Origin of the sequence: uncultured Pseudomonas sp. (assembly GCF_913777995.1) — a bacterium.
Taxonomy (GTDB): Bacteria; Pseudomonadota; Gammaproteobacteria; order Pseudomonadales; family Pseudomonadaceae; genus Aquipseudomonas.
On sequence record NZ_CAJYVE010000004.1, the window covers coordinates 79,546 to 99,996 of the forward strand.

A 20,451-nucleotide genomic window follows, 5' to 3' on the forward strand; every position below is an offset into this window, starting at 1 on the left:
GGTGTGTGAGGCCCTGCGGTCTTTTAACGAGGCGGGCAGTGTACCCGCCTTTTGCTGCGGAGGTGAGCGGGCGTCGCCGCCCAGGCCTCAGAGCGACGATACCTTGATCAGCAGGGCGAGGCTGCCGTAGTCGAGGAAGGTCAGCTCGCCGTTCTTGACCCGGGCGCTCTGCTTCAGGCGTTCGCTGCCCAGCAGGATGCCGTGGTTGTCGAGCTGGTTGACCCAGAATTCGGCGTCGAAGTCGGTGAAGCGATCAATGGCCACGCTCAGGGTGCCCTCCACCGCGAAGTGGCCGAAGCGCTCGTCGCCCTCGGTCACCGCCATCACGCTGGGCTCGCTGCCGATGGTTTGCTGCCAGGCCTTATGCAGCAGCACCTGGTACTTGCCGCTGGCTTCGAGCTTCTGCGCCGTGGCGTCGAGGGCGGTGGCGCGCTGCTCGGCCTGGCCGACCCGTGGCGCGCCGCGATCCCAGTGCTCGGGAGCCGGTTGCGGGGTCGCCGCCGGTTCGCCGATCTGGCGGAACAGAATGGCCTCGACCTGGTAGCGGTCGGCGGCGAAGGCCGGTGCTGCAGCGCAGGCCAGCAGCACGGTGAACAGCAGGATCAATGAACGGTACAGGCGCATGCACGCATCCTTCAGGCAGATTTCGGGGTCAGGCGCTCAAGCAGCGCTTCGATGGTATTGAAACGCTCCTCGGGGCGTTCCATGGGCACCATGAACTTGAACACGGTGGCGCCTTCGAACTTGTAGCGATTGGGCTGGCCCTGGATCAGCTTGATCAGGGTCAGCGGGTCGACCGGCGTTTCGGCACCGAACTCCAGGCGCCCGCCTTGCGGGCCGGCATCGATCTTGGTGATGCCCAGCTGTTCGGCGACCAGTTTCAGATGGGTGATGCGCATCAGGCTCTTGGTCGGTTCGGGCAGCAGGCCGAAGCGATCGATCATTTCCACCTGCAGGTCCTTGAGACCTTCTTCGTCGGTGGCGTTGGCGATGCGCTTGTAGAGGATCAGCCGCGCATGCACGTCGGGCAGGTAGTCTTCGGGGATCAGGGCCGGTACGCGCAGGTTGATCTCCGGTCCGCCGCCCAGAGGCTGGTCGAGGTTCGGCTGCTCGCCCTTGCGGATCGCCTTGACCGCGCGTTCGAGCATTTCCATGTACAGGGTGAACCCTACCGCCTGGATCTGCCCGCTCTGGCCATCGCCGAGCAGTTCACCGGCGCCGCGGATCTCCAGGTCGTTGGTGGCCAGCACGAAGCCGGCGCCCAGGTCCTGGGTATTGGCGATGGCCTCCAGGCGTTTTTCCGCATCGGCGGTGACCTGCTTGCGCGGCGGCGTCAACAGGTAGGCGTAGGCCTGGTGGTGACTGCGCCCGACCCGGCCGCGCAACTGGTGCAACTGGGCCAGGCCGAACTTGTCGGCGCGTTCGATGATGATGGTGTTGGCGCTGGGCACGTCGATACCCGTCTCGATGATGGTCGAGGCCACCAGCACGTTGAAGCGCTTGTGGTAGAAGTCGCTCATCACCTGTTCCAGCTCGCGCTCGCGCATCTGCCCGTGGCCGACGCCGATGCGCGCTTCGGGCACCAGTTCGGCGAGGTCAGCGGCGCACTTCTCGATGGTCTTCACATCGTTGTGCAGGTAGTACACCTGGCCACCGCGCAGCAGTTCGCGCAGCAGCGCTTCCTTGACCGTCGGCTTGTTCTGTTCCATCACGAAGGTGCGCACCGAGAGGCGGCGTGCCGGCGGGGTGGCGATGATCGACAGGTCGCGCATGCCCGACACCGCCATGTTCAAGGTGCGCGGGATCGGCGTGGCCGTGAGGGTGAGGATGTCCACCTCGCTGCGCAGCGCCTTGAGCTGCTCCTTCTGGCGCACGCCGAAGCGGTGCTCCTCGTCGATGATCACCAGGCCCAGGTCCTTGAACTTCACGTCGTCGGAGAGCAGCTTGTGGGTGCCGATGACGATGTCGATCTTGCCTTCGGCCAGGTCGCTGACCGCCTGGCTGACTTCCTTGGCCGACTTGAAGCGGCTCATCACCTCGACCTTCACCGGCCAGTCGGCGAAGCGATCGCGGAAGCTGTTGTAGTGCTGCTGGGCGAGCAGGGTGGTGGGTACCAGCACCGCCACCTGGCGGCCGCCGTGCACGGCGATGAACGCCGCGCGCATGGCCACCTCGGTCTTGCCGAAGCCGACGTCGCCGCATACCAGGCGATCCATGGGCTTGGCGGCAAGCATGTCGGCGCGTACCGCGTCGATGCTGGCCTGTTGGTCGGGCGTTTCCTCGAAAGGGAAACCGGCACTGAAAGTGGCGTAGTCGGCCTTCGGGTCTTCGAAGGCGTAGCCCTTGCGCGCCGCACGACGGGCATAGATGTCCAGCAGCTCGGCGGCGACGTCGCGCACCTGCTCAGCAGCCTTGCGCTTGGCCTTCTGCCAGGTTTCCGAGCCCAGGCGATGCAGCGGTGCCAGTTCGTCGTCGCTGCCGGTGTAACGGGCGATCAGGTGCAGGTTGGCCACCGGCACGTAGAGCTTGGCGTCGTCGGCATAGACCAGGGTGAGGAATTCGGCGACCTGGTTGTCGACCTCGATGGTCGCCAGGCCCTGGTAGCGGCCCACGCCGTGGTCGATGTGCACCACCGGCGCGCCTTCGCGCAGCTCGGTGAGGTTCTTGATGACCGCATCGTTGCCATGTTCGGCGCGTTTCTCGCGGCGTCGGCGCTGCATGACGCGCTGGCCGAACAGCGGGCTTTCGGCGATCAGCGCCAGGGACGGCTGGTCCAACACCAGGCCTTCGTCGAGGGGCGCGATGGTGATCGCCAGGCGCTCGTCGCCGGTGACGAAGTCTTCCCAGCCTTCCACCGTCTTGGGGCGCAGCTTCAGGCGTTCGAGCAGTTCCAGCAGCACTTCGCGGCGGCCGGCCGACTCGGCGGTGAACAGCACCCGGCCCGGGAAACTGTCGAGAAAGCCCGAGAGCGCCGCCAGCGGCTGGCTGGCCTTGGCCTCGATGGCCAGGTCCGGCAGTGGCTGGGACGCAAAACGCTCGCGACCGACTCCGGCCTCGATGTCCTGCTGGCTGGCCACCACTCGCGGCCATTGCTTCAGGCGTGCGAAACAGTCTTCCACCGGCAGGAACAGCTCGGCCGGCGGCAGCAGCGGCCGGTCGGGGTCGATGCGCCGGTCTTCGTAGCGATTGCGCACGTCGTTCCAGAAGTTTTCCGCCGCCTGCTCAATGCCGGGCAGCGAGAACACCTGGGTGTCCTGGGGCAGGTAATCGAACAGGGTCGAGGTTTCTTCGAAGAACAGCGGAATGTAGTACTCGATACCGGCGGGGATGATGCCGCTGTTGAGGTCCTGGAAGATCGGGCTGCGCCGGAAGTCGACGTCGAAACGCTCGCGAAAGCGTGCCTTGAAACGCACCACCTCGTCCTTGTGCAGCGGGAACTCCCGCGCCGGCAGCAGGCGCACCGAGTCGACCTTGTCGATGGAACGCTGGGTTTCCGGGTCGAAGGTGCGCAGGGTTTCGATCTCGTCATCGAACAGGTCGATGCGGTAGGGCGTCTTGCTGCCCATCGGGAACAGGTCGAACAGCGCACCGCGTACGGTGAACTCGCCGTGCTCGTAGACCGTGTCGACATAGCGGTAGCCGCTGGCTTCCAGGCGCGTGCGCATGGCTTCGACGTCGAGCTTCTGGCCGACGTCCAGCACCAGGCTGCTGCCGAGCAGGAACTTGGTCGGCGCCAGGCGGTGCAGGGCGGTGGTGATCGGCACCACCAGCACGCCATGCTCCAGCTCCGGCAGGCGGTACAGGCTGGCAATACGCTGCGAGATGATGTCCTGGTGGGGCGAGAACAGGTCGTAGGGCAGGGTTTCCCAGTCCGGGAAATGCAGCACCGGCAGTTCCGGGGCGAAGAATTTCAGTTCCTGTTCAAGGCGTTCGGCGCCCTGGCTGTCGGCGGTCAGCAGCAGGGTGAAACGCCGCGCGGCACTGGCGGCCTCGGCGATGGCCAGGCTCAGGGCGGCACCTTGCAGGTTGCCCCAGTGTTGTTTGCCGGCGGTGGCAGGCTGTTGCGGTAGACGCAGGACGGGCACGGACGGTCTGGCTCCAGGCGATGCGACAGGGGGCGCGATTGTAACGGGCGAGGGCGGTGGCTGTCAGTTTTCCAGCGCATCGAGCGCCTTTTGATCTTTTTCGTTTATGTAGTGTCAGAACATCTGATGGCCGCGCATTGCTCATAAACACTGGCGCGGTCATAATGTAGCCCCTTTTTTCAGCCCCTACATGTGGAAGGTTCCCGTGACTCAGAAGCCCGACCAGTGTCTTGGTGAATGGATCGACCGTGAAGCCCTCGCCGAGGCGATGATCCCGCTCCTTGGCCAGCTGTACCGCAATAACAATGTGGTCACTTCGATCTATGGCCGCAGCCTGATCAACCGTTCAGTCATCGCGATTCTCAAAGCCCACCGCTTTGCCCGCCATCGCCAGTCCGATGCGAGCGAGTTGTCCGTACACGAGACTTTCCCCCTGCTCAAGGCCATGAGCGAGCTCAAGCTGGGTGCCGCCTCGGTGGACCTGGGCCGTCTGGCCGTCAAGTTCAAGGCCGAAGGCAACGGCCGCAGCGCCGAGCAGTTCGTGCGTGAAGAACTGGCCAGCGTGGTAGGTCAGCAGAGCAACAGCCCGCGCAAGGGCAAGGACGTGGTCCTGTACGGCTTCGGCCGCATCGGCCGCCTGCTGGCGCGCATCCTGATCGAGAAGACCGGTGGCGGCGACGGCCTGCGTCTGCGGGCCATCGTGGTGCGCAAGGGTGCCAGCAACGACCTGGTCAAGCGCGCCAGCCTGCTGCGTCGTGACTCGGTACACGGTTCGTTCGATGGCACCATCACCATCGACGAAGAAAACAGCACCCTGACCGCCAACGGCAACCTGATCCAGGTGATCTACGCCAAGAACCCGAGCGAAGTCGACTACACCCAGTACGGCATCGAGAATGCTCTGGTCGTCGACAACACCGGTGTATGGCGTGATGCCGAAGGCCTGGGCCAGCACCTGGCCTGCCCGGGTGTCGACCGCGTGATTCTCACCGCGCCTGGCAAGGGCAAGCTGAAGAACATCGTGCATGGCATCAACCACGGTGAAATCACCCCGGAAGACAAGATCATCTCGGCGGCATCCTGCACCACCAACGCCATCGTGCCGGTGCTCAAGGCAGTCAACGACAAGTTCGGCATCGTCAACGGCCACGTCGAGACCGTTCACTCGTACACCAACGACCAGAACCTGATCGACAACTTCCACAAGGGTTCGCGCCGTGGCCGTAGCGCCGCGCTGAACATGGTCATCACCGAGACCGGTGCTGCCACCGCCGCTGCCAAGGCTCTGCCCGAGCTGGCTGGCAAGTTGACCGGCAACGCGATTCGCGTGCCGACGCCGAACGTCTCGATGGCCATTCTCAACCTGAACCTGGAAAAGGCCACCACCCGCGACGAGATCAACGAATACCTGCGCCATACCGCGCTGTATTCCGACCTGCACAAGCAGATCGACTACGTCAGCTCCCAGGAAGTGGTTTCCACCGACTTCGTCGGCTCGCGCCATGCCGGTGTCGTCGATGCCGAAGCGACCATCGCCAACGATAACCGTGTGGTCCTGTACGTCTGGTACGACAACGAATTCGGTTACAGCTGCCAGGTGGTCCGCGTGATGGAAGACATGGCGGGCGTCAACCCACCAGCCTTTCCAAAGTAATCGCGGCGTAGCGCAGCGATCTACAGGTCGCCCGGTCTGACCGGGCGGCATAAAAAAACGGGTCGAATGTTCGACCCGTTTTTTTGTCCGCGATTTATGCGTTTAGCTGGCGGTCTGCAGTCGACCGCTGGCCGCGCCCTTGGCCTTGAACAGGTTCAGCGTGGCGATCAGGCCCAGAATGGCGGCACCGGTCAGCCAGATGCCTGGTGCAGCGCGGTTGTCCAGGGCGTGGATCAGCCAGGTGCAGGCTGCCGGGGTGAAGCCGCCGAAGGTGGCGGTGGCCAGGCTATAGGCCAGCGAGAAGCCGGTGGTGCGTACTTCGGCGGGCATGATTTCCGTCAGGGCCACGACCATGGCGCCGTTGTAGCTGCCATACAGGAACGACAGCCACAGCTCGACGATCAGCAGGTTGCCGAAGCTCGGATGCGCCACCAGCCACGACAGGGCAGGGTAGGCGGTCATAATGGCCAACACCGTGGCACCGACCAGCAGCGGCTTGCGACCGATACGGTCGGACACCGAGCCCATCACCGGCAGCCAGATGAAGTTGGACACGCCCACGCACATGGTCACCAGCAGGCTTTGCAGGTCGGTCAGGTGCAGCTCGCTCTTGCCGAAGGTCGGGGTGTAGGCGGTGATCAGGTAGAAGGACACGGTGGTCATCACCACCAGTGCCATGCCGGCCAGTACCAGGCCGAAGTTCTGGCGGATCGAGCGCATCACTTCGCCCAGGCTTGGGCGGTGCTTGCGGGCTTCGAACTCGGGCGATTCTTCCAGCGAGCGGCGGATGATGAACAGCGCCGGTACGATCAGGCAGCCGACGAAGAACGGCACGCGCCAGCCCCAGTCACCCATTTCTTCGGGGCTCAGCCAATGGTTGAGGGCCACACCCAGCAGGCCGGCAAAGACCACGGCAGCCTGTTGGCTTGCCGATTGCCAGCTGACGAAGAAGCCCTTGCGGCCAGGGGTGGAGATTTCCGCGAGGTAAACCGACACGCCGCCCAGTTCCACGCCGGCCGAGAAGCCTTGCAGCAAACGGCCGAGCAGCACCAGCAACGGCGCGGCCAGGCCGATGCTGTTATAGCCGGGCACACAGGCGATCAATAGGGTGCCGATGGCCATCAGGCCCAGGGTGATGAGCAGCCCCTGGCGGCGGCCATGGCGGTCGATGTAGGCACCGAGGAATATCGCGCCCAGCGGACGCATGAGGAAGCCGGCGCCGAAGGTGGCCAGCGATAGCATCAGGGACGCGAATGCACTGTCGGCAGGGAAGAAGGTCTTGGCGATGGCCGTGGCATAGAAGCCATAGACCATGAAGTCGTACATCTCGAGGAAGTTGCCGCTGACAACGCGAAAGATCGCTTTGCCTTTGTTTTGTGTGGAGGTCATGGCTCTGACTCTTCAGGCTGGATATTGGGGTTGTTGGTCAGTCTGCACGCTGCCGGGCAGCGCACCGGATCTGCGTCCGGTTGAGGGCTATTTGTAACAATATTTGTAAAAATGCCCTCTCACAACCGCTGCCGAGCCTTTGCCGAACCCTTGGTTCTCTCGTTCAGCCTTTGTTCAGGAAGCGGGTGCGGATGTACCGGTAGGTGGGCGCTCAAGCATGGTTTTGGGGGCTCGCGCCGCACTTGGTGCACAGGTACGGATGCGCTACACGCTAGAGAAGACCTACCAATTCATAGAGCTCCTGTCGCGGTGGTGTCCGCCTAATATGGTGGCGCGCATTGCAAGTCGGACGATTGGACGGCCTATCGAGCAACTGCCGGCTAGCGAGGTACGGGTGTCAGAGGAGGGACAGGTATGTTCAGAGCAGGGATGTGGGGCGGGCTATTGTGCATCGCCGTATTTAGCGGGACGCTCCATGCTGCCACTCAGGTTTACGAACGGGGTGGCACTCAGGTCGAATTCAAGCCGCCTGCCGGGGTTACCCGGTTGACGTTCACCCTGATCGGCGCGGGCGGCGGCGGTGGAGGAGGTGGCAGTGCTTTCGACGGGTTGCTCAAGGGGCGCGGTGCGGGTGGCGGGGGCGGTGGCGGTGGTTCTGCGATGGTCTGCAGTGTAGTAATCGATACAGGTGCTTCGTTGCAGGTGACTGTGGGGCTCGGCGGGCAAGCGGGTAGGGCCGGTGACGTGGGGGCTGGTGGTGGCGATGGCGGTACCGGGGGGCTCAGCAGCATCGCTGTGACTGAGTCATCCGGGGCGAAGTCGACCGCGACCGCATGGGTTGCCAATGGGGGGCTGGGAGGGGGTGGCGGAAGCTCGAGTAATGGATTCAGCAATACACCTGGCGTGGGTGGCGCGGGCGGTGTCGTGTCAGCGTCGGGCTGTGGTTTGGGGCCCGGTGCTGGCGGTCAGGCCGGTGGTCTGCGTGGCGGCAGTGAGTCGCCCGGCAATGGCGGGATTTCCGGAACGGACGAAGCGGGCAGGCATATGGGGCGAATTCGCTATGGCCAGGGCGAGGTCGCCCGTGTGGAGCGGATTCTCCGCCTGGACGAAGCTGAGGAGCGGGCTGCACCAGACATCCTGGTCATCACCGAGCAAGTGGCCATCGAAGCGGCCGAGGCGGCTGAGGCGCTGCGCGACGCTGAGGAGGCCGATACGGCACGTGCCAGTCGTTGTGCCCAGGCTGGTGGGGGCGGGGCGGCGGGAGGTGGTGGAACCATCAATACCAGTTCCTCCGTGGGCTCGCGCGGTGCGGCGGGCGTCAAGGGGCGGGACGGCTGTGTGGTCATCGACTACTAGGCTCACTACCGCTCGATTAGGCCGAGCGAGCTATGTTGAAAAACCAGAGCGAGTACCAAACGAAGATGTTTGAAGGCTTCCCTGAAGGCATAGAGCTCCAGCGGTCTGAGCGATCCGTATTGCGGCCAAACCGCTTGTGCCGGCTGTGTGCCTGTGCGGAACGTTCGGCAAAGTACGGGTCACCAGCGACCGAGCGCCAATTACCCCTGGCCATCATCACGACCAAGGGTTAATGTTCCCGGCTTGAGCGCAGCGCTAGACTGCACCGCGTGATTTAGCCGAGGCCGCCAGGTGGCGCCCGGCCCGTTCTGAAGGAGTACGCATGGCTGTCTACAACTACGATGTAGTGGTTCTGGGGTCCGGCCCCGCCGGTGAGGGTGCGGCGATGAACGCCGCCAAGGCGGGCCGCAAGGTGGCGATGGTCGACAGCCGTCGCCAGGTCGGCGGTAACTGCACCCACCTCGGCACCATCCCTTCCAAGGCGTTGCGTCACGCGGTCAAGCAGATCATCCAGTTCAACACCAACTCCATGTTCCGCGCCATCGGCGAGCCGCGCTGGTTCTCCTTTCCCGACGTGCTCAAGAGCGCCGAAGTGGTGATCGCCAAGCAGGTGGCCTCGCGCACCAGCTACTACGCACGCAATCGGGTCGATGTGTTCTTCGGTACTGGCAGTTTCGCCGACGAGAACAGCGTCAACGTGGTCTGCACCAATGGTGTGGTCGACAAGCTGGTCGCCAACCAGATCATCATCGCCACCGGCTCGCGGCCCTATCGCCCGGCCGATATCGACTTCAGCCACAAGCGCATCTACGACAGCGACACCATCCTCAGCCTCAGCCACACCCCTCGCAAGTTGATCATCTACGGTGCCGGGGTCATCGGTTGCGAATATGCATCGATCTTCAGCGGTCTCGGCGTGCTGGTGGAACTGGTGGACAACCGCGACCAGCTGCTGAGCTTCCTCGACAAGGAAATCTCCCAGGGCCTGAGCTATCACTTCAGCAACAACAACGTGATGGTTCGCCACAACGAGGAGTACGAGCGGGTCGAGGGGATCGACAACGGCGTGATCCTGCACCTGAAATCGGGCAAGAAGATCAAGGCCGACGCTTTGCTGTGGTGCAACGGCCGCACCGGCAACACCGACCGTCTGGGCCTGGAAAACATCGGCCTGCAGGCCAACGGCCGCGGCCAGATCGAGGTCGACGAGAACTATCGCACGGCGGTCAGCAACATCTATGGTGCCGGCGACGTGATCGGCTGGCCGAGCCTGGCCAGTGCCGCCTATGACCAGGGGCGTTCGGCCGCTGGCAGCGTGGTGGACAATGGCAGCTGGCGCTACGTCAACGACGTGCCGACCGGCATCTACACCATTCCGGAGATCAGCTCGATCGGCAAGACCGAGGCCGAGCTGACCGAGGCCAAGGTGCCTTACGAGGTGGGCAAGGCGTTCTTCAAGGGCATGGCCCGGGCGCAGATCTCCGACGAGCGCGTCGGCATGCTGAAGATCCTCTTCCACCGCGAAACCTTGCAGGTTCTGGGCGTGCATTGCTTCGGCGACCAGGCTTCGGAGATCGTGCACATCGGCCAGGCGATCATGAACCAGCCGGGTGAAGCCAATACCCTGAAGTACTTCGTCAATACCACCTTCAACTACCCGACCATGGCCGAAGCCTATCGGGTAGCTGCCTACGACGGTCTCAACCGGCTTTTTTAAGCGGCTCCGGCCGGTGGCCTGAGCCGGCCGGAGAGACCTGCTTCAGCGACTCCCGAGGGTGGCGGTGGCCAAACCGGGAAAGTCTGTGATCAGGCTGTCTACGCCGAAGTCCGCGAGCCGGTGCATCAGCGCCGGTTCGTTGACCGTCCATACCGACACGTGCAAACCCTGGCGCTGCGCCTTGAGCAGGCGTTCAGGGGTGCACAGCGTCCAGTTCAACGCGAGAATCTCGCAGCCGTAGCTCTGCGCCACTTTCAATGGGTCCAGCCAGGCATACTCGGCCACCAGGCCGCGGGAGATGTCCGGGGTCAGCTCGATGGCGGCGCGCAGTACTTCGCGGGAGCTGGAGGTGATGGTCACCTTGTCCAGCAGGCCGAAACGCTGCACCAGTTCACGGATCGCCAGCACGGTGTTGGCTGCGCGGGTGCGTGAAGCGCTCTTGACCTCCAGCTGCCAGTGCTCGAAGTCGCATTGCTCGAACAGCGTTTCCAGGCGCGGGATAGGGCAGGGCTGGTTCCAGCCCGGGCCGCCCTTGCGCGCATCGTAGGTCACCAGGTCGGCGGCCAGGTGTTCGTTGACCTTGCCACGCCGGTCGGTGGTGCGCTTCAGGGTCGGGTCGTGGATGACCATCAGTTCACCGTCGCGCGACAGGTGCAGGTCCAGTTCGCAACGGCGCACACCGTGGTCGAGGCACTGGCGGAAACTGGCGAGGGTGTTCTCCGGTGCTTCGCCCTTGGCGCCGCGGTGGCCGTAGATGAGTGTCACAGATACTCCTGTAGGCGGGAAACGCCATGGCTGTCGAAGGGGGTCAATCGGGGCGCTCGCCCTGTTCACGTGCCTGCCGGCGCTGCTGGGCCTGGCGCTGCAGAACGTGGCGGGCCAGCAGCTGACGCTGGGCGTCGGGCAGGTCGACGAATTCGGTGTCGATTTCGAAGGTGTCGGAGCCCTTGGCCTTGCAGGTGAGGACCCGGGCTTCGAGCATCATGCCGGCGGCCTGGGGCATGAGCACCATCTTGATCGACAGCCGCGAGCCGGGGCCGTACATCTGTGCAGAGTCGAACTGGATGCCACCCTCGGAGAGCAGCACCGCCTGCGGGGTGCCCAGTTCGCCAAGCGCGGTGTGCGCCACCACCTGGCCGAGCAGGTCGATGCGCTTGCTCAGCGCCTTGAGGAAACCATTGAGCACGCGGTCGCGGTCGTCGAGCTGGCGCAACAGATGCTGGGATTCGAACTCGCTGACATGCAGCTCACTGAGCAGCTGGAACAGCGCGGTGATACGCGGCATGGTGCAGCTCGCCGCCTCGGTGAGGGGGTTAATTTCCAGTGCGACGCTGTCTTCGATACGGTAGTATTCGCGGCGTCTTTCTTCGTCTAGTGTCGACATGGCGAACCCGTGCCTGCGGCTGTGGTCAGAGAGTCTCGAGTGTAAGGCCGCGTCTGCCGGCCCGCCACACGGATGTCCCATTCCAGCGAACAATTCCTTAAATGTTCAGACCTCTTTTTGCCTTCATCGGCACACGCTACACACGCGCCAAGCGACGTAACCATTTTGTCTCCTTCATCTCCCTGACTTCGATCATCGGCCTGGCCCTGGGCGTTGTGGTGATGATCGTCGTACTGTCGGTCATGAACGGTTTCGATCATGAGATGCGTACCCGTGTTCTTGGCATGGTGCCCCACGCCACCGTGGAGGGCGACGAGCCGATTCGCGACTGGCCGAAGCTCGCCGAGAAGGTTGCGGCCAATCCCGGAGTGCTGGCCGTTGCGCCGTTCACCCAGATGCAGGGTCTGCTCAGCCATGAAGGCACCGTGCAGAAAGTCCTGCTCAACGGTATCGACCCCAGCCAGGAAGACAAGGTTTCCATCATCGGCCAGTTCATTCGCCAGGGGGCCTTGAGCGCGCTGGCCCCCGGCGAGTTCGGCATCATCATCGGCGACCGTGCGGCGGCCAGGCTGGGTGTCGCGGTGGGCGACAAACTGACCTTCGTCGCCCCTGAAGTGGCGGTGACCCCGGCAGGCATGTTCCCGCGCATGAAGCGCTTCACGGTGGCGGGCATCTTCCACGTCGGTGCCGGCGAGATCGACGGCTTCCTGGGCCTGACCAATATCGAGGACCTCGGCCGCCTGCGCCGCTGGCAGCCGGATCAGGTGCAGGGCCTGCGCCTGAAATTCGACGACCTGTTCCAGGCCCCCCGCGGTGCCTGGCAGATCGCTCAGCAGTTGGGGGGTGACCACTATTACTCGCGTGACTGGACGCGCACCCACGGCAACCTCTACCAGGCCATCCGCATGGAAAAATCCATGATCGGCCTGCTGTTGCTGCTGATCGTCGCGGTGGCGGCGTTCAACATCATTTCCACCCTGGTGATGGTGGTCAACGACAAGAAAGGCGACATCGCCATCCTGCGCACCCTGGGCGCCACACCGGGGCAGATCATGGCGATCTTCATGGTCCAGGGCACGGTGATCGGCGTGGTCGGCACGCTGATCGGCGCCGGTGTCGGCATCCTGGCCGCGCTCAACGTGAGCAGCGCCATCGCCGGGCTGGAAAAGCTGATCGGCCACAAGTTTCTCAATGCGGACGTCTACTTCATCGACTACCTGCCGTCGCAGCTGATGACCCAGGACGTGCTCCAGGTCTGTGGCGCCGCATTGCTCCTGAGTTTCCTCGCCACCCTGTACCCGGCCTGGCGCGCAGCGCGCACCCAGCCGGCAGAGGCGCTACGTTATGAGTGAGTCGGGCATGTCTGAAAAAGCCGTATTGAGTTGCCGCAACCTGGGTAAATCCTACGAGGAGGGCCCTGAGTCGGTGGTGGTGTTGTCCGGCCTGCAGCTGGAGCTGTTCCCCGGTGAGCGCGTGGCCATCGTCGGCAGCTCCGGTTCGGGCAAGAGCACCTTGCTCAACCTGCTGGGCGGCCTGGATACCCCCTCCCAGGGCAGCGTATGGCTGGCCGGCGAAGAACTCTCGGCGCTGGGCGAGAAGGCCCGTGGCCTGCTGCGCAATCGCGCACTGGGTTTCGTCTACCAGTTCCATCACCTGCTGCCGGAGTTCACCGCGCTGGAGAACGTCTGCATGCCGCTGCTGATCGGCAAGACGCCCATTCCGGCCGCTCGCGAGCGCGCCACCGCACTGCTCAAGCGCGTCGGTCTGAGTCATCGCCTGGCGCACAAGCCGGCCGAGCTGTCTGGCGGCGAACGCCAGCGCGTGGCGATCGCCCGGGCGCTGGTCAACGAGCCGGGCCTGGTGATGCTCGACGAGCCCACCGGCAACCTCGACCACCATACCGCACAGGGCATTCAGGACCTGATGCGCGAGCTGAGCACAGCGTCGCGTACCGCGTTCCTGGTGGTGACCCACGACATGAACCTGGCCAGGCAGATGGACCGTGTCCTGCGCCTGGAAGACGGCCAGCTGGTCGCCGTCTGATTCAGCCCACTTGGTGCCCTGCGAATGTTCAGACCCTTATCCATCTTCATCGGTGCCCGCTACACGCGAGCCAAGCGGCGCAAGAATTTCATCTCGTTCATCTCCATGACGTCGATGATCGGCCTGGCGCTCGGCGTGCTGGCCATGATCGTCGTGCTGTCGGTGATGAACGGCTTTCAGCGCGAGATGAGTTCACGCATCCTCGGCATGGTCCCGCATGCCTCGATCCTCGGCGCCAAGCCGCTGGACGACTGGCAGAAGGTCGCCGACGCCGCGCGCCACAACCCCGAGGTCGTGGCCGCCGCGCCACTGACTGAGATGGAAGGCATGCTTTCCTACCGTGGCGCGATGCAGCCGATCCAGATCAGTGGCATCGACCCGGCCCGTGAGCATGAGGTGTCCATCGTCACCCAGCACATCACCCGCGGCAGCCTGGATAACCTCAAGCCCGGTGAGTTCGGTGTGGTCCTCGGCGAGATTACCGCACGCCGCTTTCGTGTGAATGTCGGCGATACCCTGACCCTGATCGTTCCGGAAATCAGCAACGCGCCGGGTGGCATCACACCGCGCCTGCAGCGCTTGACCGTGGTCGGGCTGTTCAAGGTGGGTGCCGAGCTGGATGGCTCCATGGCGTTGATGAACATCGCCGACGCCGGGCAGATTCAGCGCTGGCAACCGGGCCAGGTACAGGGCGTGCGCCTGGCGCTCAAGGACCTGTACCAGGCGCCCAAGGTCTCCGCCGCCATCGCCGCCGGACTGGGCGACGGCTACCGCGCCGATGACTGGACCCATACCCAGGGCAGCCTGTTCAGCGCCATGAAGATGGAAAAGACCATGATCGGCCTGCTGCTGCTGATGATCGTCGCCGTGGCGGCGTTCAACATCATCGCCACGCTGATCATGGTGGTGAACGACAAGGGCGCCGACATTGCCATCCTGCGCACCATCGGCGCAACGCCGCGGCAGATCATGGGCATCTTCATCGTCCAGGGTTCGTTGATCGGCGTGGTCGGCACCTTGATCGGTGGCGTGCTCGGGGTCATCGCCGCGCTCAACGTCAGCGCCCTGGTCGGCTGGGTCGAACGCATCAGCGGGCAGCACATCTTCAGCTCCGACGTGTACTTCATCAGCAACCTGCCATCGGAGCTGCAAAGCGGTGACGTGCTGCTGATCTGCAGTGCCGGCTTCATCCTCAGTTTCCTGGCGACCATCTATCCGGCCTGGCGCGCGGCCAAGGTCGAGCCGGCCCAGGCGCTGCGTTACGAGTGACCCCGCGGCAGCCGCACGACGAAGCGGGTCAGCCCCAGGGCTGACTCGCAACTCAGGGTGCCGCCATGTGCCTCGACGATCGAGCGGCTGATCGCCAGGCCCAGCCCGGCATGTTCATGGCCACCGCTGCGCGCCGGGTCGGCGCGATAGAAACGGTCGAACAGCCGTCCCAGTACCTCGGGTGGCATGTCAGCACCGGGGTTTTCGACGCTCAGTTCCACCGCCTCATCGACACCTTGCAGTTTCACCTCGACGCGCTTGCCGGGCGCGGTGAAGCGCAGCGCATTGCCCAGCAGATTCGCCAGCACTCGACGTAGCAGCATGCGGTCGCCCTGGAGCGTGGCCTGTCCCTGGCGACTCAGGCTAACGCCGGCTTCCTCGGCGAGTGGCATGAAGTATTCCAGTACGCTGTCCACTTCATCTTCCAGGCGCAGCGCATCACGCCCTGGCGTCAGCAGCCCCTGGTCAGCCTTGGCGAGCAGCAGCATGTCGTTGACCAGCTGAGTCAGCCCCTGCAATTCCTCTAGATTGCCCAGCAGCGCCTGGCGATAGTCATCCAGCGCGCGTGGCTGGCTGAGCACCACCTGGGTCTGGGTCAGCAGGTTGGACAGCGGCGAGCGCAACTCGTGGGCGATGTCGGCGCTGAACGCCGAAAGGCGCTGAAAACCTTGCTCCAGGCGGTCGAGCATGGCGTTGAAAGTCACCGCCAGCTGCGCCAGCTCCGGCGGCATGGCCTGCTCCGGCAGGCGCATGGCCAACGAGCTGGCCGACACGCCGCTGGCCACCTCGCCCATGCGTTGCAGCGGTTGCAGGGCACGGCGCGCGGCCCAGGCGCCGAGCAGGGCGGTAGCCAGTGCGCAGAGACCGACGGTCAGCCAGATCAGCCGCTGCATGCCCTGCAGGAATTGCTGGTGGTGGGTGATATCCAGCAGCAGGCTCACACGCGGAGAATCGGCGCGCTGCGGCTGTAGTCGCGTGTTCAACACCCGATAGGCGACGTCGCCTTCGTTCAGGGTATGCAGCCCTTCGCTGGCGGGCAGGGCCCGCAATGCCGGTGTGTCGTCCAGCCATACCTGCCCATGGCTGTCGGTGATGCGCAGGTGCAGCTCGGCGTGTTCGGTCATGCCGTGCAGGGCAGGTCTTCGGGCCTCGAAGGCGGCACGCTCGGTGACCTCGCCCAGTGTTGCGCGCAGGCTGGCCAGGCGACTGTCGAACAGGTGCTGGTCGAGTTCCATGAAGTGCCGGGCGCTGGCCTGGTCGAACAGCAACCCGGCAATCAGCGACACCGACGCGGTGCAGGCAGCGAACAGCAGGGCCAGGCGACTGCGCAGTGACAGTTTCATGGAGCCTGTTCCTGCAGCACGTAGCCCATGCCGCGCACGGTGTGGATCAGCCGTGTGTCGAACTCATCGTCGACTTTCATGCGCAGGCGGCGGATGGCGACCTCGATGACGTTGGTGTCACTGTCGAAATGCATGTCCCAGACCTGCGCGGCGATAAGGGATTTGGACAGCACTTCGCCCTGGCGGCGCAACAACAGCTCCAGCAGGGCGAACTCCTTCGCGGTCAGGTCCAGGCGCCTGCCGGCACGCTCGACCCGGCGTTGTAGCAGGTCCAGGTGCAGGTCGCCGGCTTGCAGGCGGGTGTCCAGGGGTGTGCCGCGGCGCAGCAGGGTGCGCACCCGGGCCAGCAGTTCGGAAAAGGCGAAGGGCTTGATCAGGTAGTCGTCGGCGCCCAGTTCCAGGCCGCGCACCCGGTCTTCGACGGCGTCGCGTGCGGTGAGCAACAGCACCGGCGTGTGCAGGCCAGCCTGACGCAGGCGCTGCAGGATCGCCCAGCCGTCCAGGCCGGGCAGCATCACGTCGAGGATCAGCAACGCATGGTCGCCGCTCAGCGCGCGTTGCAGGCCAGCCTGGCCCTCATCGACCAGTTCGCTGTCGAAGCCAGCCTCGCTGAGCCCCTGGTTCAGGTACTGGCCGGTCTTGGGCTGGTCTTCGACGATCAGTAGTTTCATGGTGGCGCGTCCGGCTGAGGCAATGCGTGCTTTATAACCCGCCGGGCGGCGCAAAGGGCCAAGCTTACAAGGTTGTAATCGGGGCGCGAGCCAGGCGGCGCTGAAAGCTGCACGCAAAACGGATAGACTGCGCGGGTTATTTTCTGAGGTTCCGATACTGCCATGCATCCCGCCGCCGAACACTCGCCACTGGGCAAGTCCAGTGAGTACGTCGCCACCTACACCCCCGAGCTGCTTTATCCCATCCCGCGTGCCGCGAAATGGGCCGAGCTGGGCCTGAGCGCCGAGAGCCTGCCGTATCAGGGGGTCGATGTGTGGAACTGCTACGAGCTGTCGTGGCTGCTGCCGTCCGGCAAGCCCGTGGTGGCCATTGCCGAGTTCAGCGTGCCGGCCGACTCGCCGAACATCATCGAGTCCAAGTCGTTCAAGCTGTATCTCAATTCGCTGAACCAGAGCGTGTTCGCCACCCAGGGCGAGCTGCAGGCGGTGTTGGTCAAGGACCTTTCCGCCGCCGCCGGCAAGCCGGTCGGCGTGAGTATCCGCAGCCTGGCGCAGATCAGCGCTGAAGGCGTTGCCGACCTGCCGGGGCCGTGCATCGACGAGCTGGATATCGAGGTACACAGCTATGACCACCCGCGTCCCGAACTGCTGCGTTGCGATGCCTCGCGGAGCGTGGAGGAAAGCCTGCACAGCCATCTGCTCAAGTCCAACTGCCCGGTGACCAGCCAGCCGGACTGGGGTAGCGTGGTGGTGGAGTATCGTGGCGCGGCGCTCGATCACGCCAGTCTGCTGGCCTACATCGTCAGCTTCCGCCAGCACTCGGACTTCCACGAGCAGTGCGTGGAGCGCATGTTCCTCGACCTGCAGCGCCTGCTGCGCCCGGAAAAGCTCACAGTGTATGCGCGCTACGTGCGCCGCGGCGGCCTGGACATCAACCCGTACCGCAGCACAGAGGCGCTGCTACCGAACAACGGGCGCCTGGCCCGCCAGTGATCGCCAGCGAATGAAAAAGGCCCGTCGAGTGACGGGCCTTTTGCGTAGCGGCTGTGTCTCAGATGCCAATGTTGCCCAGCGTCTGGACGATGTTGCGCAAGGTCGCTGCGATGCCGGGGTGTTCCAGTTCGAAGCGCTCGACCGCCAGGTTCACGCCATCGACCAGGCTGCTGTCCTGTTCGTGAGTGGCCTGTTCCAGCTGGATTTTGGTTTCAATTTGTTGCATCAGCTCGTGCAGGTGCACACGCTCGGTTTCCGACAGTGGCGGGTTGCGGTCCAGTTGCTCGCGCAGGGCATCCAGTTGTTCTTGCAGGTCGCGGGCAGGCATGGCGTGCTCCTTCTTCGATAGGTCTTTCCCATGGACTGCGTCAGGGGACGAAAGGTCCGTGGTGCTATCAAGAGTAATCCAGGAGCGCTGGCTTCGCCTCTGACGTGCGTCAGGGCTTTTCGCCTTTGCGGCGGCGCAGACTGATGTCGGCCAGGCAGGATTCCAGTTCGCCGAGATGGTCGATCACCGAGTGGGCGCCGATATTGTAGAGATGCAGCGTGGCCTGTGCCCGGCGGCGTTCGCGCTCAGTGACGTCAAGCGCCTCCCACTGCTCGGGCCCCAGCCCGCATAGCGATCCACATGAGGCCAGGCCGATGGTCCACAGCCCGGCATTGAGGCCCGACTCCAGCAGCAGAGGGTTGCCGCTGACCAGTACGCAGCCTTCAAGCTGGCTGACCTTCAGGGTCATCAGCGCCAGCCAGCAGGCATCGGGCGCCGGCCAGCTCACCGGGCTGCGCGCGGTGGCGACGATCAGTTCGCCCAGCGGGGCGCAGAGTGTCTGGCTGTGCGCGTCGGGCAGGTCGTCCAGCCAGGCGCACGGAATGCCTTGCTGACGCAGGCTCTGCAGGCTTTCCAGTGCTCCAGGGGTGAGGCGGGCATGTTTATCGAGGCCAGTGCCTGCCGCCAGGGCTTGGCTGGACGCCTGCCCGCCGAAGTCCACCAGGCAGCCGCTCAGGCCGAAGAGCAGGGCGGAGAAGGCAGGTAATGGCGTATTGACCGGAGCGAGCATGGCGCAAGTCTCTGAAATAGCCAGAACGCTACCCGATGGGTATGACAGAAATATGAATGGCGGGTGACCGCGACAGATTCGAGCAGGTCTGCCTCATCGTGCGTGAAGGCTTTATACTGCTCGCCTTTGCCAGGGCGCGTGTGCCCGGCTGCCACCCTCAATCAGGAGTTTGCGTCATGCCCGTACCGCGTACCGGCTTTATCCGGCGACTGGCCGGCTTGTCTCTGTGTGCCAGTGCCGCGTTGCTCCCGGTGGCAGCCCAGGCCGCCGAAGAGGACCCATGGGAGGGCGTCAACCGGGTCATCTTCCGCTTCAACGACACGGTCGACCGCTATACCTTCAAGCCGCTCGCCCAGGGTTATCAGTACGTGACTCCGCAGTTCGTCGAGGACGGCGTGCACAACTTCTTCAACAACATCGGTGACGTGGGCAACCTGGCCAACAACGTGCTGCAGGCCAAGCCACAGGCAGCCGGTGTCGACACGGCGCGCCTGCTGGTCAACACCACTTTCGGCCTGCTCGGCTTCATCGACGTCGGTACGCGCATGGGCCTGCAGCGCAACGACGAAGATTTCGGCCAGACGCTCGGCTACTGGGGCGTGGGCAGTGGCCCCTACGTGGTGCTGCCGTTACTCGGCCCCAGCACCGTGCGCGATGCGTTCGCCAAGTACCCGGACACCTACACCGCGCCGTGGCGTTATATCGACCACGTACCGACCCGCAATACCGCCCTAGGCGTGAGCCTGGTCGATACCCGCGCCAGCCTGCTGTCGGCCGAGCGCCTGGTTACCGGCGACAAGTACACCTTCGTGCGCAATGCCTTCCTGCAGAACCGCGAGTTCAAGGTCAAGGATGGTCAGGTCGAAGACGACTTCTGATCCTGGCTGGTCGCAGGCTGCGCCGGGCATTCGCCTGGCCCCTGCGGCGGCAGGTGTTCAGCCGGCGGCGAAGGCACTCAGCGCTTCGCCTTCCAGTCTGTAGCGCACCCATTCGCCTTGGCGCTGCGCGCCGATCGATTCGTAGAAGCGGATCGCCGGCTCATTCCAATCCAGCACACTCCATTCGAAGCGGCCGCACTGGCGCGCTACGGCTTCGCGCGCCAAATGCCTGAGCATCAGCTTGCCAGCGCCGGTACCCCGGTGCTGTGGCGCGATGTACAGGTCCTCAAGATACAGCCCGTGCCGGCCGAGCCAGGTGGAGTAGCTGTAGAAATACACGGCGAAGCCAATCGGTTGCTCATCCCGGCTGCAGATCAGTGCATGGGTCGTGGACGCCTCGTCGAACAGGCTGCGCTCGATATCTTCGATGCTGGCCTGCACTTCGTGGCGAGCCTTTTCGTAGTCGGCCAGGTCGGTGATGAAGGTCAGAATCTGTGCGGCGTCGTCACGGTGGGCAGGGCGGATGTGCAGGTTCAAGGTAAAAGCTCCTGATTTGGACAGGCGTTCAGCCTAGTGCAGCAGGTAGACTGCATGTAGTGCAATTCATACAG

The 20,451-nt window shown here is 64.2% G+C and carries 18 protein-coding genes; 8 read left to right on the forward strand and 10 right to left on the reverse strand.

Annotation, left to right across the window (positions count from 1 at the left end; translation table 11 throughout):
• Window positions 1–87: 87 nt before the first annotated feature.
• Entirely contained in the window at window positions 88–624 is a 537-nt protein-coding gene (locus tag QZ497_RS00910) for a CsiV family protein (protein WP_295470196.1), read from the reverse strand.
• An 11-nt stretch (window positions 625–635) separates the two neighbouring features.
• Window positions 636–4,085, reverse strand: coding sequence for a transcription-repair coupling factor (gene mfd, locus QZ497_RS00915; protein WP_295470198.1), 3,450 nt, complete (start codon window positions 4,083–4,085; stop codon window positions 636–638).
• Between the two features lie 190 nt (window positions 4,086–4,275).
• On the opposite strand from mfd, the gene QZ497_RS00920 reads away from it, so the two are divergent.
• On the forward strand, window positions 4,276–5,739 hold the full coding sequence (locus QZ497_RS00920; RefSeq protein WP_295470200.1) for a glyceraldehyde-3-phosphate dehydrogenase: 1,464 nt from the start codon (window positions 4,276–4,278) through the stop codon (window positions 5,737–5,739).
• Between the two features lie 102 nt (window positions 5,740–5,841).
• On the opposite strand, the gene QZ497_RS00925 is transcribed toward QZ497_RS00920, so the two are convergent.
• Window positions 5,842–7,128: an MFS transporter gene (locus tag QZ497_RS00925; RefSeq protein ID WP_295470202.1), complete on the reverse strand. Its 1,287-nt coding sequence runs from the start codon at window positions 7,126–7,128 to the stop codon at window positions 5,842–5,844.
• A gap of 1,044 nt (window positions 7,129–8,172) precedes the next feature.
• On the opposite strand from QZ497_RS00925, the gene QZ497_RS00930 reads away from it, so the two are divergent.
• Both QZ497_RS00930 and sthA read left to right on the forward strand, forming a co-directional pair.
• Window positions 8,173–8,484 (forward strand): hypothetical protein, encoded by a 312-nt coding sequence (locus QZ497_RS00930; protein ID WP_295470204.1) that lies wholly within the window; start codon window positions 8,173–8,175, stop codon window positions 8,482–8,484.
• A 322-nt stretch (window positions 8,485–8,806) separates the two neighbouring features.
• The gene (sthA, locus tag QZ497_RS00935) at window positions 8,807–10,201 is read left to right on the forward strand and encodes a Si-specific NAD(P)(+) transhydrogenase (RefSeq protein ID WP_295470207.1); all 1,395 of its coding nucleotides are present in this window, start codon (window positions 8,807–8,809) and stop codon (window positions 10,199–10,201) included.
• A gap of 42 nt (window positions 10,202–10,243) precedes the next feature.
• On the opposite strand, the gene QZ497_RS00940 is transcribed toward sthA, so the two are convergent.
• Entirely contained in the window at window positions 10,244–10,966 is a 723-nt protein-coding gene (locus tag QZ497_RS00940; protein WP_295470209.1) for a glycerophosphodiester phosphodiesterase, read from the reverse strand.
• Window positions 10,967–11,009: 43 nt separating this feature from the next.
• Window positions 11,010–11,585, reverse strand: a complete 576-nt coding sequence (locus QZ497_RS00945; protein WP_295470211.1) for a PilZ domain-containing protein — start codon at window positions 11,583–11,585, stop codon at window positions 11,010–11,012.
• A gap of 101 nt (window positions 11,586–11,686) precedes the next feature.
• Here QZ497_RS00945 and QZ497_RS00950 point away from each other — a divergent pair, with 101 nt between their 5' ends.
• The 3 genes from QZ497_RS00950 to QZ497_RS00960 are packed head-to-tail and all read left to right on the forward strand — an operon-like array spanning window position 11,687 to window position 14,897.
• Window positions 11,687–12,937 carry a lipoprotein-releasing ABC transporter permease subunit gene (locus tag QZ497_RS00950; protein ID WP_295470213.1) on the forward strand — a complete coding sequence of 417 codons (1,251 nt, stop codon included), beginning with the start codon at window positions 11,687–11,689 and terminating at the stop codon, window positions 12,935–12,937.
• A gap of 7 nt (window positions 12,938–12,944) precedes the next feature.
• Complete coding sequence (gene lolD, locus QZ497_RS00955) at window positions 12,945–13,628, forward strand: lipoprotein-releasing ABC transporter ATP-binding protein LolD (RefSeq protein ID WP_295470216.1); 684 nt, start codon at window positions 12,945–12,947, stop codon at window positions 13,626–13,628.
• Window positions 13,629–13,652: 24 nt separating this feature from the next.
• On the forward strand, window positions 13,653–14,897 hold the full coding sequence (locus QZ497_RS00960) for a lipoprotein-releasing ABC transporter permease subunit (RefSeq protein WP_295470218.1): 1,245 nt from the start codon (window positions 13,653–13,655) through the stop codon (window positions 14,895–14,897).
• Here the strand turns inward: QZ497_RS00960 and QZ497_RS00965 are convergent.
• Window positions 14,888–16,240, reverse strand: coding sequence for a heavy metal sensor histidine kinase (locus QZ497_RS00965; protein WP_295470222.1), 1,353 nt, complete (start codon window positions 16,238–16,240; stop codon window positions 14,888–14,890). The two genes, QZ497_RS00960 and QZ497_RS00965, sit on opposite strands and share 10 nt — an antisense overlap.
• Complete coding sequence (locus QZ497_RS00970; protein WP_295470225.1) at window positions 16,237–16,911, reverse strand: heavy metal response regulator transcription factor; 675 nt, start codon at window positions 16,909–16,911, stop codon at window positions 16,237–16,239. Before QZ497_RS00970 ends, QZ497_RS00965 begins: the two co-directional genes overlap by 4 nt.
• A 162-nt stretch (window positions 16,912–17,073) precedes the next feature.
• Between QZ497_RS00970 and queF the strand changes: the two genes are divergently transcribed.
• Window positions 17,074–17,904: an NADPH-dependent 7-cyano-7-deazaguanine reductase QueF gene (gene queF / locus QZ497_RS00975; protein WP_295470227.1), complete on the forward strand. Its 831-nt coding sequence runs from the start codon at window positions 17,074–17,076 to the stop codon at window positions 17,902–17,904.
• A 58-nt stretch (window positions 17,905–17,962) separates the two neighbouring features.
• Here queF and QZ497_RS00980 read toward each other — a convergent pair whose 3' ends face one another.
• The gene (locus tag QZ497_RS00980) at window positions 17,963–18,232 is read right to left on the reverse strand and encodes a DUF4404 family protein (RefSeq protein WP_295470230.1); all 270 of its coding nucleotides are present in this window, start codon (window positions 18,230–18,232) and stop codon (window positions 17,963–17,965) included.
• A gap of 109 nt (window positions 18,233–18,341) precedes the next feature.
• On the reverse strand, window positions 18,342–18,962 hold the full coding sequence (locus tag QZ497_RS00985; protein WP_295470232.1) for an HAD family phosphatase: 621 nt from the start codon (window positions 18,960–18,962) through the stop codon (window positions 18,342–18,344).
• 176 nt (window positions 18,963–19,138) lie between these two features.
• Here QZ497_RS00985 and QZ497_RS00990 point away from each other — a divergent pair, with 176 nt between their 5' ends.
• A complete protein-coding gene (locus QZ497_RS00990) occupies window positions 19,139–19,840 on the forward strand; it encodes a VacJ family lipoprotein (protein ID WP_295470235.1) in 702 nt (233 codons plus the stop codon).
• A 57-nt stretch (window positions 19,841–19,897) separates the two neighbouring features.
• Here QZ497_RS00990 and QZ497_RS00995 read toward each other — a convergent pair whose 3' ends face one another.
• Complete coding sequence (locus QZ497_RS00995) at window positions 19,898–20,377, reverse strand: GNAT family N-acetyltransferase (RefSeq protein ID WP_295470237.1); 480 nt, start codon at window positions 20,375–20,377, stop codon at window positions 19,898–19,900.
• Between the last annotated feature and the right edge of the window lie 74 nt (window positions 20,378–20,451).

Bases quoted from the DNA above. Each gene is read 5' to 3' on its own strand.
- QZ497_RS00910 (WP_295470196.1), bottom strand. From the start codon at position 624: ATGCGCCTGTACCGTTCATTGATCCTGCTGTTCACCGTGCTGCTGGCC.
- QZ497_RS00920 (WP_295470200.1), top strand. From the start codon at position 4,276: ATGTGGAAGGTTCCCGTGACTCAGAAGCCCGACCAGTGTCTTGGTGAA.
- QZ497_RS00925 (WP_295470202.1), bottom strand. From the start codon at position 7,128: ATGACCTCCACACAAAACAAAGGCAAAGCGATCTTTCGCGTTGTCAGC.
- QZ497_RS00930 (WP_295470204.1), top strand. From the start codon at position 8,173: ATGGGGCGAATTCGCTATGGCCAGGGCGAGGTCGCCCGTGTGGAGCGG.
- sthA (WP_295470207.1), top strand. From the start codon at position 8,807: ATGGCTGTCTACAACTACGATGTAGTGGTTCTGGGGTCCGGCCCCGCC.
- QZ497_RS00945 (WP_295470211.1), bottom strand. From the start codon at position 11,585: ATGTCGACACTAGACGAAGAAAGACGCCGCGAATACTACCGTATCGAA.
- QZ497_RS00950 (WP_295470213.1), top strand. From the start codon at position 11,687: ATGTTCAGACCTCTTTTTGCCTTCATCGGCACACGCTACACACGCGCC.
- lolD (WP_295470216.1), top strand. From the start codon at position 12,945: ATGTCTGAAAAAGCCGTATTGAGTTGCCGCAACCTGGGTAAATCCTAC.
- QZ497_RS00960 (WP_295470218.1), top strand. From the start codon at position 13,653: ATGTTCAGACCCTTATCCATCTTCATCGGTGCCCGCTACACGCGAGCC.
- QZ497_RS00965 (WP_295470222.1), bottom strand. From the start codon at position 16,240: ATGAAACTGTCACTGCGCAGTCGCCTGGCCCTGCTGTTCGCTGCCTGC.
- QZ497_RS00970 (WP_295470225.1), bottom strand. From the start codon at position 16,911: ATGAAACTACTGATCGTCGAAGACCAGCCCAAGACCGGCCAGTACCTG.
- queF (WP_295470227.1), top strand. From the start codon at position 17,074: ATGCATCCCGCCGCCGAACACTCGCCACTGGGCAAGTCCAGTGAGTAC.
- QZ497_RS00980 (WP_295470230.1), bottom strand. From the start codon at position 18,232: ATGCCTGCCCGCGACCTGCAAGAACAACTGGATGCCCTGCGCGAGCAA.
- QZ497_RS00985 (WP_295470232.1), bottom strand. From the start codon at position 18,962: ATGCTCGCTCCGGTCAATACGCCATTACCTGCCTTCTCCGCCCTGCTC.
- QZ497_RS00990 (WP_295470235.1), top strand. From the start codon at position 19,139: ATGCCCGTACCGCGTACCGGCTTTATCCGGCGACTGGCCGGCTTGTCT.